The 13,762-nt window shown below is 73.3% G+C and carries 15 protein-coding genes; 1 reads left to right on the forward strand and 14 read right to left on the reverse strand.

The genetic code is table 11. The annotated features are described in order from the left end of the window. Positions 1-10 precede the first annotated feature (10 nt). The 14 genes from OHA81_RS03520 to OHA81_RS03585 all read right to left on the reverse strand — a co-directional run bounded on the left by OHA81_RS03520 (position 11) and on the right by OHA81_RS03585 (position 12,448). Positions 11-532, reverse strand: coding sequence for a DUF4232 domain-containing protein (locus tag OHA81_RS03520; RefSeq protein ID WP_329192638.1), 522 nt, complete (start codon positions 530-532; stop codon positions 11-13). Between the two features lie 93 nt (positions 533-625). Then, complete coding sequence (locus OHA81_RS03525; protein ID WP_329192640.1) at positions 626-1,255, reverse strand: anthrone oxygenase family protein; 630 nt, start codon at positions 1,253-1,255, stop codon at positions 626-628. Further along, positions 1,252-2,274, reverse strand: a complete 1,023-nt coding sequence (locus OHA81_RS03530) for an alpha/beta hydrolase (protein ID WP_329192641.1) — start codon at positions 2,272-2,274, stop codon at positions 1,252-1,254. The genes OHA81_RS03525 and OHA81_RS03530 overlap by 4 nt, the downstream gene beginning before the upstream one ends. Next, positions 2,271-2,993, reverse strand: coding sequence for an indole-3-glycerol-phosphate synthase (locus OHA81_RS03535; protein WP_329192643.1), 723 nt, complete (start codon positions 2,991-2,993; stop codon positions 2,271-2,273). The genes OHA81_RS03530 and OHA81_RS03535 overlap by 4 nt, the downstream gene beginning before the upstream one ends. Further along, complete coding sequence (locus OHA81_RS03540; RefSeq protein WP_329192645.1) at positions 2,990-3,739, reverse strand: phosphoribosylanthranilate isomerase; 750 nt, start codon at positions 3,737-3,739, stop codon at positions 2,990-2,992. The genes OHA81_RS03535 and OHA81_RS03540 overlap by 4 nt, the downstream gene beginning before the upstream one ends. Further along, positions 3,736-4,887, reverse strand: coding sequence for an acyl-CoA dehydrogenase family protein (locus OHA81_RS03545; protein ID WP_329192647.1), 1,152 nt, complete (start codon positions 4,885-4,887; stop codon positions 3,736-3,738). Before OHA81_RS03545 ends, OHA81_RS03540 begins: the two co-directional genes overlap by 4 nt. A gap of 54 nt (positions 4,888-4,941) precedes the next feature. Continuing rightward, positions 4,942-5,316, reverse strand: a complete 375-nt coding sequence (locus tag OHA81_RS03550) for an ectoine synthase (RefSeq protein WP_329192649.1) — start codon at positions 5,314-5,316, stop codon at positions 4,942-4,944. 91 nt (positions 5,317-5,407) lie between these two features. Next, on the reverse strand, positions 5,408-6,232 hold the full coding sequence (trpA, locus tag OHA81_RS03555) for a tryptophan synthase subunit alpha (protein WP_329192650.1): 825 nt from the start codon (positions 6,230-6,232) through the stop codon (positions 5,408-5,410). Next, positions 6,225-7,262, reverse strand: a complete 1,038-nt coding sequence (locus OHA81_RS03560) for a hypothetical protein (protein ID WP_329192652.1) — start codon at positions 7,260-7,262, stop codon at positions 6,225-6,227. Before OHA81_RS03560 ends, trpA begins: the two co-directional genes overlap by 8 nt. Before the next feature lie 40 nt (positions 7,263-7,302). Continuing rightward, positions 7,303-7,554 (reverse strand): acyl carrier protein, encoded by a 252-nt coding sequence (locus OHA81_RS03565; RefSeq protein WP_329192653.1) that lies wholly within the window; start codon positions 7,552-7,554, stop codon positions 7,303-7,305. Then, positions 7,551-9,080 carry an AMP-binding protein gene (locus tag OHA81_RS03570; RefSeq protein ID WP_329192655.1) on the reverse strand — a complete coding sequence of 510 codons (1,530 nt, stop codon included), beginning with the start codon at positions 9,078-9,080 and terminating at the stop codon, positions 7,551-7,553. The genes OHA81_RS03565 and OHA81_RS03570 overlap by 4 nt, the downstream gene beginning before the upstream one ends. Further along, positions 9,073-9,927, reverse strand: coding sequence for a MaoC/PaaZ C-terminal domain-containing protein (locus OHA81_RS03575; RefSeq protein WP_329192657.1), 855 nt, complete (start codon positions 9,925-9,927; stop codon positions 9,073-9,075). Before OHA81_RS03575 ends, OHA81_RS03570 begins: the two co-directional genes overlap by 8 nt. Further along, positions 9,924-11,177 carry a beta-ketoacyl-[acyl-carrier-protein] synthase family protein gene (locus OHA81_RS03580; protein ID WP_329192659.1) on the reverse strand — a complete coding sequence of 418 codons (1,254 nt, stop codon included), beginning with the start codon at positions 11,175-11,177 and terminating at the stop codon, positions 9,924-9,926. The genes OHA81_RS03575 and OHA81_RS03580 overlap by 4 nt, the downstream gene beginning before the upstream one ends. A gap of 53 nt (positions 11,178-11,230) precedes the next feature. Then, positions 11,231-12,448 (reverse strand): aminotransferase class I/II-fold pyridoxal phosphate-dependent enzyme, encoded by a 1,218-nt coding sequence (locus tag OHA81_RS03585; RefSeq protein WP_329192661.1) that lies wholly within the window; start codon positions 12,446-12,448, stop codon positions 11,231-11,233. A gap of 341 nt (positions 12,449-12,789) precedes the next feature. On the opposite strand from OHA81_RS03585, the gene OHA81_RS03590 reads away from it, so the two are divergent. Further along, complete coding sequence (locus OHA81_RS03590; RefSeq protein ID WP_329192664.1) at positions 12,790-13,629, forward strand: AfsR/SARP family transcriptional regulator; 840 nt, start codon at positions 12,790-12,792, stop codon at positions 13,627-13,629. The last annotated feature ends 133 nt before the right edge of the window (positions 13,630-13,762 follow it).

Consider the following 13,762-nt stretch of genomic DNA (forward strand, 5'->3'; position numbering starts at 1 on the left):
CCCGCCGGGCTCAGGCCGGCCGGAAGGCGGTGGCGCGCACCGTGGTGCCGCAGAGGGCGAACCCGTCGGCGTCGGCCGGGCCCAGCTGCTGCTTGATCCCGGCAAAGCCCACCACGAGCGAGGGGGCGACCGTCGGCTCGGCGCCGGAGGCGCAGTACCCCTCGGCCTCACCGAGGACCGGAGTGAACGTCAGACGGCTCACGGCCCGTCCGCCGACGGCGAGTTGCACCGCCCGCTCGGCGCCCTGCCGTTGGACGCTCAGGGGCTTGTTCCTCTCCGGAGAGCCCTGCCCGGCGAGGGCGACGGTGGGGTAGCCCTTGAGCGTGCAGGCCTTCGGTCCCTTGTTGGTCACAGTGATGGTGACCTGGGTCGAGCCCGCGGCGCTCGCCGACAGCTGACCGCCCTTGCAGGCGGGTGCGGGGGCGGCCGCCGCCGACTGGGCGCCGGTCAGCGCCCCACCCGACAGGACGGCGCCCAGCACGAGCGAGCAGCAGGCGGCGGCGGTCGCGCTCCTTCGTCCTGCACGTTTCATGGCTGTTCTCCCAGGGTGCGTCCGGAACGTCGCGCTTGCCCCCGCCTTCCAGCCTGGCACGATCCCGCGCCGCCCGCTCCCCGGTCCGGACGGTCAGCGAGTGGCCCGGCCGTACAGCACCAGGGCCCGGGACAGGGCGGCGAGGGCCACCGTGGACAGGAGCGTGCGCAGGATGTTGGTGGTGACCCAGGTCGTCTTGAACTTTTCGACGATCGAGAAGTCGGTCATCTTCGCCGCGTCGCCCGCGTCCGCCAGTTCGTTGTTCAGCGGGATGTTGACGCTGAAAGTGATCATCAGGACGACGAAGTAGAGGACCGCGCCGACGGCGACCCAGACCGCCACGTCGCGGCGTCCCTTGCGGTACTCCAGGATCGCCGACACGACCGGCAGCAGCAGCGCGACCATGAAGGCCATGCCGAACAGGGGGTTGCCGTCGATCGCGGCGTTGAAGTTCTGCATCGCGGTGACGTAGGTCCGGTCGTCCGCCTTCGCCAGACCCGGCATCACCGAGACGTCGAAGGCGAAGAACAGACCGGCCATCAGACCGAGCAGGGCGGTGGAGACGAGGAGCAGTACCGTCGCGCCCTTTCCGCGTCCCGCCGGTCCCGCGGCCGGCCCCTGCTGCTGGTGCTGCGGGGGCTGGGGCTGCTGCTGGGCGTACGGGTTGTGGACGCCGGGCTGGGGCGGGTAGGGCTGGGGGTTCCCGGCCGGATGTGTGGTCATTGGCTGCGTCCTCTTCTGGGTGCTTGTGTTGCTGCTCGCATCGGCACGGACATCGCATCGTGGCATCCACCGGGCCCCCCGGCCATGGGGTTTCGACCATCTCTCGAGCGTTCTTCGAGGGCCGGTGACGCATGCTGTTCGGTCGGACCCTTCCCGGCCGGCCCGGCGGACCGGCGCGCGGCGAGGAGGCACTCCTCCAGGAAGGCCAGTACCCGCAGGTGGTAGGCGGTCGCGGTGTGGCCGAGGCTCAGGTTGTGTCCCGAGCCGGGCAGGTGCTCCACCGTCACCGACGGCGACGCCGTCAGACGGGTGGTCATCGCCGTCAGGGTGCGGGCGTCGAGCCGCCACCACCCCTCGTGTTCGGCGAAGGTCAGCCGGACCGGGATCCGGACGCCGGGAGCCAGTTCCTCGTACTGCCGGGGCCACCAGGGCGTGTCCGCCGACTCGCGGGGCGGGACGGGTGAGAGCAGGGCGCGGCTCGCCTGGAAGGTGCCCGGCGGATAGAGGTTCAGGGGGCCCCAGTTGAGCCGGGTCGCGCCGCCGCCGAGCGTCGAGGGGAAGTGCAGGGCCTGCGGGTGGTACTCGTAGCCCACGCCGGAGGCGTCCAGGCCGAGCAGGGGGACGGACGGGGCGATCGCCGCCGTGTGCAGGGCGACCTTGCCGCCGTCGGAGTGGCCGAGGAGGAAGACCCCGGCGCCGAGCCGGTGGGTGCGGGCGTGCTCCGCGAGCGCCCGGCGCAGTGTCCTCGCCTGGTCGGGCAGGGACTGGCCGTCGGGCAGGGAGGCCGCGGAGGCTCCGTAGCCGGGGCGGTCCACGGCGAGGACGGCGTGGCCGAGGGCGGTGGCCAGGGGGACGAAGGAGTCCCAGTACCGCGCGCGCATGCCCCGGCCGTGGATCGCCAGGACCGTGGAGCGGGGGGCGCCGCCCTCGGGCAGGGCCAGGAGCCCGGAGACGGTGGTGCCCGCCGCGTCGAGGGTGAAGGGCCGGGCGGCGCCGGCCGCGGTCGCCGGGGTGCTCACCGGACCGCCAGTCCCCTGCGGGCGCCGCTCACCGCGTCCAGCCACTGGGCCGGGGATCCGCTGCGCAGCAGGGAGGTGCCGACCAGGAGGCCGCCGAAGCCGGCGTCCAGCAGGCGGGCGGCCGTCGTGGGGCCGTCTATGCCGCTCGCGCTGACCGGGCAGGGGGTGCCGGTGGCGCGGACGGCCGGCAGGAGTCCGATGCTGCGGCCGAGGTCGCCCGTATCGCGTTCGCGCGTCCTGATGTCCTTGTTGTTGACCGCGATGACGCACTCCGGGGCGTGCGGCACGGCTTCCAGCTCGGCTTCCGTGGTGATCTCGACGAAGGGGGTGAGGCCGGTCAGCAGGCACCGGTCCACCAGCTTGGCCAGGCTCGACGCCGGGAGCAGGGCGGCCGTCAGGAGTACCGCCGAAGCACCCAACTCGGCTGCTGTGCCCAGCTGTTCGGTGCGGGTGATGAAGTCCTTCTGGAGGAGGGGGAGCCGGGTCAGCGCGGCGACCTCGCGCAGCAGCGTGTTCGAGCCGCCGAACCAGCGGCCCGTCACCACGGAGACGCAGGGCGCGCCCGCGCTCTCGTACGCGCTCACGACCTGGGCCGGGGTGCGGCCGCCGAGCAGGTCGTGGCCGTGGGCGTCGCGCTGTTTCACCTCCATCACGACGGGGGTGGGGGAAGCCATGAGGGCGCGCAGGAAGGGGAAGTCGGTCCGGTCGTGGATGCTCATCGGGACGGCTCCAGGTCGGCGGGCGGGTGGGCGGGGGCGGGGCCGCCGGAGGGTGCCCCGCGCCAGGCGCGGGCCAGGGCGGTGATCTCGGGGACGCCGAAACCGCCGGTCAGCGGGGAGCGGGCCGCGGTGTCGACGTCGATCCCGTGGAAGCCCGGGGCGCGCACCACGTCCGCGTACCGGGGCGGGCTCGTCGGCTCCAGGCCCCCGGCCAGCAGGAACGGCCGGGTCATGCGGGGCAGTAGCGCCATCACGTCCGCCGGGTCGGGGGCCTGGCCGGTACTGCCGATCCGGCCGTCCTCGGTGGCCGCGTCGATGAGGAAGAGGTCGGTGCCGGCGCGTTCGTAGGCGCCGATGAGCGGCCGCTCGACGCACCCCGCGCCGCCCTGCGCGAGGTGCAGCACCTTGACGACCGCGACCTCGGGCGGGAGGGCCGCGCGCAGGGCCCGTACGGTCGCCGGCGACTGGTACGCGTGGAGCTGGATCCAGCCGACCCCCGTGCGGCGGGCGAGCTCCGTCAGTGCTCCGGCGTCGGCGAGGAAGGTGACCAGGGCCGGCAGCAGGCCGGCCGAACGGGCCGCCGCGGCGAGGCCGGTGAGCGTGTCCGCGTCCAGCTCCCGGGGGCCGCCGGGTACGCCGTGCCAGAGCCCGACGCAGTCGGCCCCGGCAGTGGCCGCGGCCTCGATGTCGCTGCGCGCCGTGGCCCCGCAGACCTTGAGCAGCGTACGGGGCGGCGATCCGCTCATCGGCCCGACCCGAGGCCCAGCATCGAGGCGATGCGGTTGTACTGGATCTCGTTGGTGCCGGAGTAGACCGTGCCGCCCACGGCGTTGCGGACGTCCTGCTCCAGCCCGTACTCGGACATGTAGCCGTGGCCGCCGAAGATCTGTACGGCCGCGAGACTGGTGGCGAGGTTGCCCTGGCTCGTGACGAGCTTGGCGATCGCGAGGTCCACGGTGACGTCCTCGCCCGCCTCCAGCTTCTCGCCCGTGTCGTAGAGCCACTTGCGGGCGCTCTCCAGCTGGATCTGCATGTCGACGATCTTGTTGGCGACCGACTGGTACGAGCCGATGGGCCGCCCGAAGGAGTGGCGGGTCTTCGCGTAGGCCACGCACCGGTCCAGCCGGTGGCGCATCTCGCCGGCGTTGACGACGAAGGAGAGGAGGACCTCCCGCTTCATGACGTGGTCCAGGACCATCAGGCCGCCGCCGACCCGGCCGAGTACCGCGCTCCTGGGCACGCGCACGTCGTCCAGGTACAGCTCGCACAGCGGCGAGGTGCGCAGTCCCATCTTCTTGCCGGGACTGCCCGTGGTGAGGCCCGGGGTGTCGCGGTCGACCAGGAACGCCGTGGTTCCGAGGGGGCCGCCGCGGGGGTGGGTGCGGGCGTAGACCACGATCACGTCCGCGATCGGGCCGTTGCTGACGAACGCCTTGCTGCCGCTCAGGACGAACGTCTCGCCGTCGCGGGTCGCCCGGGTGGTCATCGCCATCGCGTCGGAGCCGCCCTCGGCCTCGGTGATGGCGTGCGCGCCGATGGCCTCGCCCGACGCGATCAGGGGCAGGTACCGCTGTTTCTGGTCGTCGGTGCCGAAGTGTTGTACCGGGATTCCGGTCGAGCAGATCGACGTGGTGGCCGAGAAGCTCAGCCCGGAATCCCGGTTGTACTCGCCGAGGCCCTCCAGCGCGTACATGGTGGTGAGCAGTGACTGTCCGAGACCGCCGTACTGCTCCTCGAAGGGCAGCGAGAGGATTCCGGTTTCCCGCAGGAGCTTCCATTTGTCCTCGGGGAAGCGGCCCTGTTCTTCGCGTTCGATGTGATCGGCGCTCAGCGCCTCTCCCCACCGCTCCAGGCCCTCGCGCAGATCGGTCTGATCGGTGTTCCAGCGGATCACGGCGGACCCCCCTCTGAGTCGGTGGACGGCTCGGACGTCGTGGTGGTGAGTGCCTCAGTAGGCGGACGAGTTGTGGGCGTCGAGCTGGTGGACCTCGTTGCCGTTCAGGGCCGGCGAGAAGACGCAGACCAGGCGCAGGTCCTCGTGGGGGCTGGCGACGAGGTAGTGGGCGTCGTGCCGGTCGAGGGCGTACATCCGGCCGGGGACTATCTCGTGGGTGGTGCCGTCCAGCTCGATGACCTCGCCGGAGCCGGCGATGCAGTAGCACGCCTCCAGGTGGTTGACGTACTCCAGGCGCGACTTGGTACCGGCCAGTACGACGGTGTCGGTGAGCGTGTAACCGAGGCCGTCGTCGGCGAGGAGGAAGCGGCGGCTCAGGCCGTTGCCCCACTCGACGGTCTTCACGGACTCGATGTCGCGGACGATCATGGCTGTCTCCTGATCTGTGAATGGTGTGCGGAGGGACCTGATGAGGGAGGGGTCTTTGCCGTGCCGGTCCGGCACCGGGTACGACCGGTGCTTACGCGGGCCGTACCGAGCGGACGAACTCCCGGAAGGCGCCGGGCAGATCACGCCCGTCCTGCTGCGCCCGCTCCACGGCGGCCACGGCGGCGGAGCCGATGACGGCGGCGTCCGCGCCGCTCGCGCCCACCGCTTCGACGTCCTGGCGGGTGCTGACCCCGAAGCCGACTGCGACCGGGGCCGCGGTGTGCTCCCGCAGCTGCGCGACCGTCCGCGCGAGCGCGCCGTGCCCGGCGGCCGGCGCGGTACCGCTGCGCCCGTAGTGGGCGACGAGGTACAGGTAGGCGGTGGCGTCCGCGGCGGCCCGGGCGCGGGTCGCGTCCGGGCTGGAGGCGTAACAGGTGGTGACGACCGGGAGCGCGGCCGCCGCGGCCGACTCCAGGTACGTCGCGCGCAGCCTGGGCGGCAGCGCGTGGACGAGCAGCGCGTCCGCCCCCGACGCGGCGATGTCACGGGTGGCGGCGGCCGGGTCACGGTGCCCCAGGGAGTACCTCCAGTCGGTGAGCAGGGCGATCCGTGTGTGCGTCAGGTGGGGACGTACGTCCGCGACGAAGGCGAGGACGTCGTCCAGGGCGGCCCCGCCCCGCTCCAGGGCCCGGCTCGCGGAGCGCCGGATGACGGGGCCGTCGGTGACCGAGTCCGGGAAGGGCACGGCCAGTTCGAGGCAGTCCACGCGCTCCTCGTCCAGCATCAGGACGAGGTCGCGCAGGACCGGGAGCGGCGGGTCTCCCGCATTCAGGAACAGGGCGAGTCCCGGGGCGCCGCCGGGGGCCCGCCGGCCGGGGAAGAAGGGCGCCGCGGTGGGGGCCGGGGTGCTAGACACGGGCCACCGCCGCGCGCGGGGACCCGGCCGCGAGGCGCCCCGCGAGGTCTGCGGCCGTGCCGGAGCCGATCGCCCCGTCGGCGAGGGCCACCGCCGAGGGCCAGCTGCGGCCGGGGGCCGCCGCGACGATCAGGGCGGCCGCGCCGAGGGCGACCGTGCGCCGGGCCACCGGGCCCGCGTCGCCGGCGAGGACGGACAGGAAGTGCGGGACGGCCCCGGCCGGGTCGCTCACGGGGCGCAGGTCCTCGAAGGAGCCCTCACCCGGGACGAGTTCGCCCGGTCGGATGACGCGGGTGGCCGACCGGTCCCCGTAGACGGTGTTGACGGCGAAGGGCAGCAGCTCGTCGGCGCCGGTGTGGTTGGCGGTGAGCCAGATCCGCCGGGTGGTCGTCGTGGCGGCCAGTTCGCGAAGGGTGTCGAGGGGCGCGGCCGCGCTGACGCCGGTGACCTGGGCCGTCACCGGCAGGTCGGCGAGGAACGGCCCGAGCGCGTTCAGGAACCGCCCGAACGGTTTCATGGCCAGCGGGGCCACGGTCCGCGCGAGGCGGGTCAGCTGCGCCGGGTAGACGAAGGGGCCCGCGAAGGCGATCCCGTACTCCGCGAGGACGTCCTCGGTCTGGGTGTAGGAGGACGTCAGCCGCACCCCGAGCCGCTCCAGCAGGTCGACGGAGCCGAGCGCGCTGGTGTAGGCGCGGGAGCCGGTCTTGACCACCTTCACCCCGGCCGCCGCGGCGACGAACGCCGCGGCGGTGGAGACGTTGAAGGTCGCGGGACCGCCGCCGGTGCCGACGACGTTCACGGTGTCCTGCCAGGGGCCGCCCGCCCTGGCCGGCGGCCTGCGCTCCGCGAGGGAGTCCAGCAGGTGCCGCAGGGTGTCGTGGCCGGGGAGCCGGCTGGTCAGCGAGGACAGCAGGCCGACGGCCTGCGCGCGGTCGAGACCGCCGGCGCCGAGTTCGTCCCACCAGGACCGCCATGTCTCGCGGCCGATCGGGGCCTTGCGTTCCAGCAGGCCGGCGAGTGCCTCGTGCACGGTTCCTCCTTCCTTGCGCGTGGGTGCTTCGGTGAACGGGTCAGGCCGCGGCGCGGGCGTGGGTGATGAAGTGGTCGATGGCCTCGACGCTGCGGAAGTTCTCGGGGTCGAGGTCGGCGTCCCCGACGGCGAGTTCGAAGCGGTCCTCGACCCAGGCGATCAGCTTGAGGACGCCCAGGCTGTCGATGACCCCGTCGTTGAGGAGGTCGTGGTCGGCGGCGAGTTCGGCGGGGGCGGTGCCGGGGAGGAATTCGCTGATGACGAAGTTCTTGATGGTGTCGATGTTGCTCATGATCGGGATCCTTCGGCGGGAGACGTGGTGGTGAGGGCGGTGAGCGGGGTGATCCGGTCGAGCGCCTTGCGGTCGACCTTCCCCGTGGCCGTTTTGGGCAGCGGCTCGTCGGTGAGCGTGAGCTGGGTGGGGACGGCGCCCCGGGGCAGGTTGCGGGCGCAGTGCCCGCGCAGTTCCAGGACGGTCAGCGTGGAGCCGGGGACCCGTCGGGCGGCGGCGACGAGCTTCTTGCCCGCGATCGGGTCGGGCCGGGCCGCGACGCCCGCCTCCAGTACGCCGGGGTGCTCCTGGAGCACCCGTTCGACCTCGGCGGTGTTGACGGCGACGCCGCGCACCTTGACCTGGAAGTCGGTGCGTCCGGTCAGGTGCAGGGTTCCCTGCGCGTCGCGGCGTACGAGGTCGCCGCTGCGGAACCAGCGGCGCTCGTCCAGGCCGAGCGGGTGGGCGGTGAACTTGTCGGCGTGCCGGGACCGGTCGAGGTAGCCGCGCGTCTGGAAGGGCGTGTGGACGAACAGCTCGCCGGTGCCGGCCCCTTCGACGACGGTGTTCGTCTCGGGGTCGACGAGGAGGGCATGCACGCCGGGCAGCGGGCGGCCGATCGGCACCGGGGGCGGCGCCGCCGGGTCGACCTCGTGGACGAAGCTGTCGTTGGTCTCCGTACAGCCGTAGATGTTGTGGATGCGCGCCCCGGGGAAGAGGGCGGGCAGCGCGGCGTAGGTGCGGTCGGGCAGGGCGTCGCCGGTGAACATCACGTGGTCGACGCCCGGAAAGGTGGCACCCTCCTTGGCGGCCGCGTCCTGGAGCAGACCGAGTGCCATCGGGACGGCCTGGACCACGTGGACGTCGTGCCGGACGATCAGGTCGAGCAGGTGGCCGCCGTGGGTGGCGCGGGCGGGATCCACCAGGACGACCCGGCCGCCGCGCGCGAGGGTGGTCCACACGTCCAGCAGGCAGAGGTCGAAGTTGAGGGGCGCGTAGTTGAGGACGGTCCGGCCGGGGCCGATGCCGAACGCGGGGCCGGCCCACGCTCCGAAGCGGTCCAGCGCCTCCCGGCCGAGCGGGACGATCTTCGGGAGGCTGGTGGATCCGGAGGTGGTCAGCATCAGCGCCACCTCCGCCGCCTCCTCGGGCGGCAGCGGTCTCGCCCCGGTCAGCGGGTTGGGCGCGACGCGGGCGCCGGCGCCGCCCGGCGCGAGGACGTGGACGCAGCCGGCCTGGGCGAAGAGGTCCGCGAGCAGGCTGTCGGCGAGGGCCGGGGAGGGCAGCAGCACGGGTATCCGGCTGAGCAGGCAGGCCAGTACGAGGGCCACCGCCGCCGGGGACTTGTCGGCGAGGACACCCACCGGCTCGCCGGGGGCCAGGGGCAGCCCGGCCAGGCGCTCCTGTTCCCGTCCGGCCCGTTCGTACAGCTCGCGGTAGCCGGTCGCCTCCCCGTTGAAGAGCAGGGCGGTGGCGTCGGGCCGCTCGCGCACCTGCCGCAGGAAGCCGTCGGTCAGTGCCTCGGGGACCACGGGCGCCTCAGGCATCGGCTCCCCCTCGGGCGAACTCGATCCAGCCGCCCTTGACGGCGACGCCCGCCTGCGTCTTGCAGGTGAAGCGGACGACGTGGGCCCGGGCGTCGGGCTGCAACACGATCTCCAGCGGGACGCCGGGGAGCACGGGGGCCGAGAAACGGCAGCCGAGACCGCGGACCCGCGCCGCGTCGCCGCCCGCGAAACGGTCCACCGCCTCCTCGACGGCCAGCGCGACGACGCCCATGCCGTGGGCGATGACGGTCTCGAAGCCGGCCTCGCGGGCCGCCGCCGCGTCCAGGTGGATGGGGTTCAGGTCGCCGGAGGCGTGGGCGTACGCACTGATCCAGTCGGCGGTCGGTTCGTGCGTCGCGGTCTGCGGCTCGCCCGCGCCGAGCGGGGCCGGTGCGGCGGCAGCGCCCGTGATGTCGCCGAACGGCTCCAGCGCGGTGGCGCCGACGAGCAGGGCGGAGATGACCAGTTCCGCGAACGGCTCAGGCCCGTCCTGCCCGTACAGGCGCACGCGCAGGGCGATGCGGGCGCCGCGCGGCTCCTTGCGTACGCCGAGCAGGTCGAGCCGTACGGTGACCCGTTCGCCGGGGCGGACCGGCCGCAGCAGGCGGATGTCCTGGCCGAGGTGGACCACGGAGACCGGGCCCGCTTCGCCGGCCGTCAGGGCGGCGACGGTGTCCTCGGCGACGGCGTGGGCGAGCACGAAGGCGTGGACGGGCGAGGCCTGGCCGGGTTCCGCGGGCGCCAGACCGGGCCGGGCGGCGGCGCGGTAGGCGGTGATCTGGGCCTCGCCGACCGTCAGGGTGCGGACCGGCGGGGGCAGGAGCGGTGAAGGGGGTGCCGAGGTCATGCCGGCACCACCACGACGGAGGAGTTGTGGCCGCCGAACCCGAAGGAGTTGCTGAGTGCGGGTCCCAGCCGCACGGCGCGGGGTGCGCCGTGGACCACATCGATGTCCATTCCTGGCTCCAGCTCTTCGTGGTTGGCGGTGGGCGGCACCTCGCAGCGCCGCATGGCTTGCACCGTGGCGATGAGTTCGACGGCTCCGGCGGCGCCGATGAGGTGCCCGATGACGGACTTGGGGGCGGTGACCGGCGGTTGGGCGGTGCCGAACACCTTGGTGAGGGCGGCGGCCTCGGCGCGGTCGTTGTGGGGCGTGGAGGTGCCGTGCGCGTTGACGTGGACGATGTCGCCGGGGTCCAGGTCCGCGTCGGCGATGGCCGAGGCCATGGCCGCCGCGGCGCCCGCCCCGTCGGGGAGCGGCATCGCGAGGTGGTGGGCGTCGGCGGTGGCCGCGTACCCGGCGACGAGCCCGTACGTCTTCGCGCCGCGCGCTTTGGCGTCGTCGAGCCGTTCCAGGACGACGAATCCGGCGCCCTCCCCCATCACGAACCCGTCGCGGTCCTTGTCGAAGGGCCGGGAGGCCCTTTCGGGCCGGTCGTTGCGCAGCGAGACGGCGTTGAGGTTGCCGAAGCCGGCCAGGGTGACGGGGGTGAGGGTGTGCTCGCAGCCCCCGGCGAGGACGAGGTCGGCGCGGCCGGTCTGGAGCAGCAGCAGGGCGTGGCCGATGGCGTCGGCGCCACTGGCACAGGTGTTGGCCAGCGTGAGGGCGGGGCCCGTCCAGCCGAGCCGCATGGCGATCTGGGCGGCGGCGGCGTTGGGCATCGTCATCAGCGGCATCAGCGGGTTGACCCCGGCGGGGCCGCTCTCGCCGTAGTGCGCCGACTCCAGGTCGCTGGTGGCGCGTCCGCCGACGGCGTTGCCGACGACGATGGCGGTCCGGCCGGCTTCGGCGGCGGGTGCGCCCGCGTCGCGGTGGGCGGCGAGGGCGGCCAGGGTGCCGTAGTGGGCGAAGGGGTCCATCCGGCGGGCGTCCTTCGCGGGGAGCAGCCCGGCGAGTCCGTCGAGTCCCCGGACGCGGCAGCCGATCCGTACCCGGTGCCGGCTGAGGTCGATGTGCGTCAGCTCGGCCGCGGTGGAGCGGCCGGCCCGCAGTGTGGCCCACAGGTCGTCCGGGCTGCATCCGCCGGGGGTGACCACGCCCATACCGGTGATGGCGACCGCCGGCCGTACCGAACTGCCCCTGGACGATCCGGGCATCTGTGCTCCCCCTGGAGTGAGGTGGTGGGACGAAGTGGCGCGCGGGAGGGCGGTCAGATGATCCGGCACTCGCGGGCGGAGGTGATGAACGCGTCGGCGGCGAAGTCGATGTCGGCCGTCGTGTGGGCTGCGGTGATGGCGATCCGCAGCCGGGCCAGGTCGTTGGGGACGGCCGGGGTGACGACGGGCAGGCCGATGACGCCGTTCTTGCGGCAGGTGGTCGCGTAGTCGTAGGCGGCGGTGTCGGAGCCGGCGATGATCGGGACGACGGCGGTCTCGCTGTCGACCGTGCTCATGCCCGCCGCGTGGAGCAGTCCGCGGAAGCGTTCGGCTTCGCGCTGCACGAACTCGACGCGTTCCGGCTCCCGCTGGAGGATGCGCAGGGCCTCCAGCGCGGCGGCGGCCTGGGCCGGGCCGAGGGCCGCGGAGAAGAGGAAGGGCCGGGCCGCGTACTTGAGGTGGTGGATCAGGTCGGCGGAGCCGGCGACCCAGCCGCCCATGGAGGGGATGGCCTTGGAGAGGGTGCCGAGTTTGACGTCGACCTTCACCTCGTAGTCGAAGTGCTCCTCGATGCCCTTGCCGGTGGCGCCGATGACTCCGAGGGCGTGGGCCTCGTCGACCATCAGCAGCGCGTTGTGGGCGTCGCAGACCTTGCGCAGGTCCACGAGGGGGGCGATGTCGCCGTCCATGGAGTAGACGCTGTCGACGATGACCAGGCGCACCCCGGTGTCGGGGGCGGCGGCCAGGCGGCGGTCCAGGTGGCCGGGGTCGTTGTGGCGGAACCGGGTGACCGTGGCACCGGAGAGCTTGCAGCCGTCGACGATGCTGGCGTGGTCGTACTTGTCGATGAAGACGGTGTCGCCCGGTCCCACGAGGGCGCCGACGGTGCCCACGTTCGCCGCGTAGCCGGAGCCGAACACCAGGGCGCGTTCGCGGCCGGCGAACCGGGCGACCTCGGCTTCCAGGTCCTCGTGCAGCGGGGTCGAGCCCGCCAGGGCGCGCACCCCGTGGTTGCCGGTTCCGTAGAGGTCCAGGGCGGCCTTGGCCGCCGCGACGACGCGCTCGTCCCCGGCGAGGCCGAGGTAGCTGTAGCCGGACATCATCAGCAGGCGCTGGCCGTCCTGGTCGGCGTACGCGGAATCCCGCTCGACGGTGTAGGCGACGAAGCTGTTCTTGCGGACGGGCTCGTACTCCAAGGACCGGACGCGGTCGCGGAAGTAGGCCAGCTTCGGCTCCAGACGGGCCCAGGCTTCGGTTGCGTTCACGTTCATCTCCTCGTCGTGATCGCCCGGCGGACACGGAACTCCATCGGCGCCCTGCCGTCGTTCCGGACGAGCTCTAGTGGAATTCGATTAACACCTGCGGGGCGCAAGAGCGACGCAACAGCGGGACGCGAAAAGGACGAAAGCGAATCCCGACTCCGTGCGTTCCCCATTTGTTGTTGACATGCGGAGAAGTGGCGCGTGTATGTTCGCAGCGCACAAGACCAGGGGGACACGGCCGGTATCCCGGCAGTTTCGGAGGGTACACAGTGCTGATCAGACTCGTAGGACTTGTCACGATCGAGCCGTCGGGAGCGCCCTCGCGGCATCTCTCCGGCGCACAGGCACAGGTGGCGTTCGCTCGGCTGGTCATCGAGCGGGCGGGCGGTACGGAGCGGGACCAGCTGGCGGAAACCGTGTGGCCGGAGGGGTTGCCCGACACGTGGGCCTCCGCGCTGCGCAGTGTCGTCAGCCGGGTGCGGACGTTCGTGACGATGCCTCAGGACGAGCCCGGTGAGGCCGCATTGGTGGCGCAGGGCGGGCGGTACGTGCTGCGCGTGCCCAAGGACGCGGCAGTGGACGTGGAGTGCGCGGAGCTCGCGGTGACGGAGGCGACCTCCGCGTTCGCGGAGGGCGCGTTCGCGGTGGCGCAGCAGCTGGCGTCGGGCGCGGTGTCGAACCTGCGCGGGTCCTTCCTGCCCTCGCACGAGGGCGAGTGGGTCAACGCGATGCGCGAGCAACTGGAGGAACTGCGCCTGACGGCATTGGAGCTGGCGAGCCTTTCGTCCTCCGCGCTCGGTGACGAGCACCACGCCCTGCGCTACGCGGAGGAGGCGGTGCGGCGGGCCCCGTTCCGGGAGAGCGCGTACCGGTGCCGGATGACGGCGCACAAGCGCGCCGGCAACCGGGCCGAGGCGCTGCGCAGTTACCACCAGCTGCGCCGGGTCCTGGCGGAGGAGCTGGGCACGGATCCGGCGCCGGAGACGGAGGCCGCGTACCTGGAGATCCTGCGTACGCCGCAGCCCCGCGCGCCGCAGCGTCCTTCCGCAGTCCTGGACCCGTTCCTGATGGGGGTGTTCGAGGTCGGCCGGACCGTTTCGGGCCCGCGGCCGTGCACCCTCGGGCGCGGTTGCGCCACCCATCGCGGGCACGGCGCGGCCCAGTCCCCCGCCGCTTCTCCCGCCGCGTAGGCCCTCCCCGAACGCCGTACCGCGGCCGGCCGGCCGCGGTACGGCGTTCCGGCGTGCCCGTGGGCACGCCGGAACGCCGGGGCACACCGGGCCCGCCGGGGCAACCCGAGCGGCCCCGGCCCCCTGGGACAGG

This window comes from Streptomyces sp. NBC_00667, assembly GCF_036226825.1.
In the GTDB taxonomy this organism is placed as follows: Bacteria; Actinomycetota; Actinomycetes; order Streptomycetales; family Streptomycetaceae; genus Streptomyces.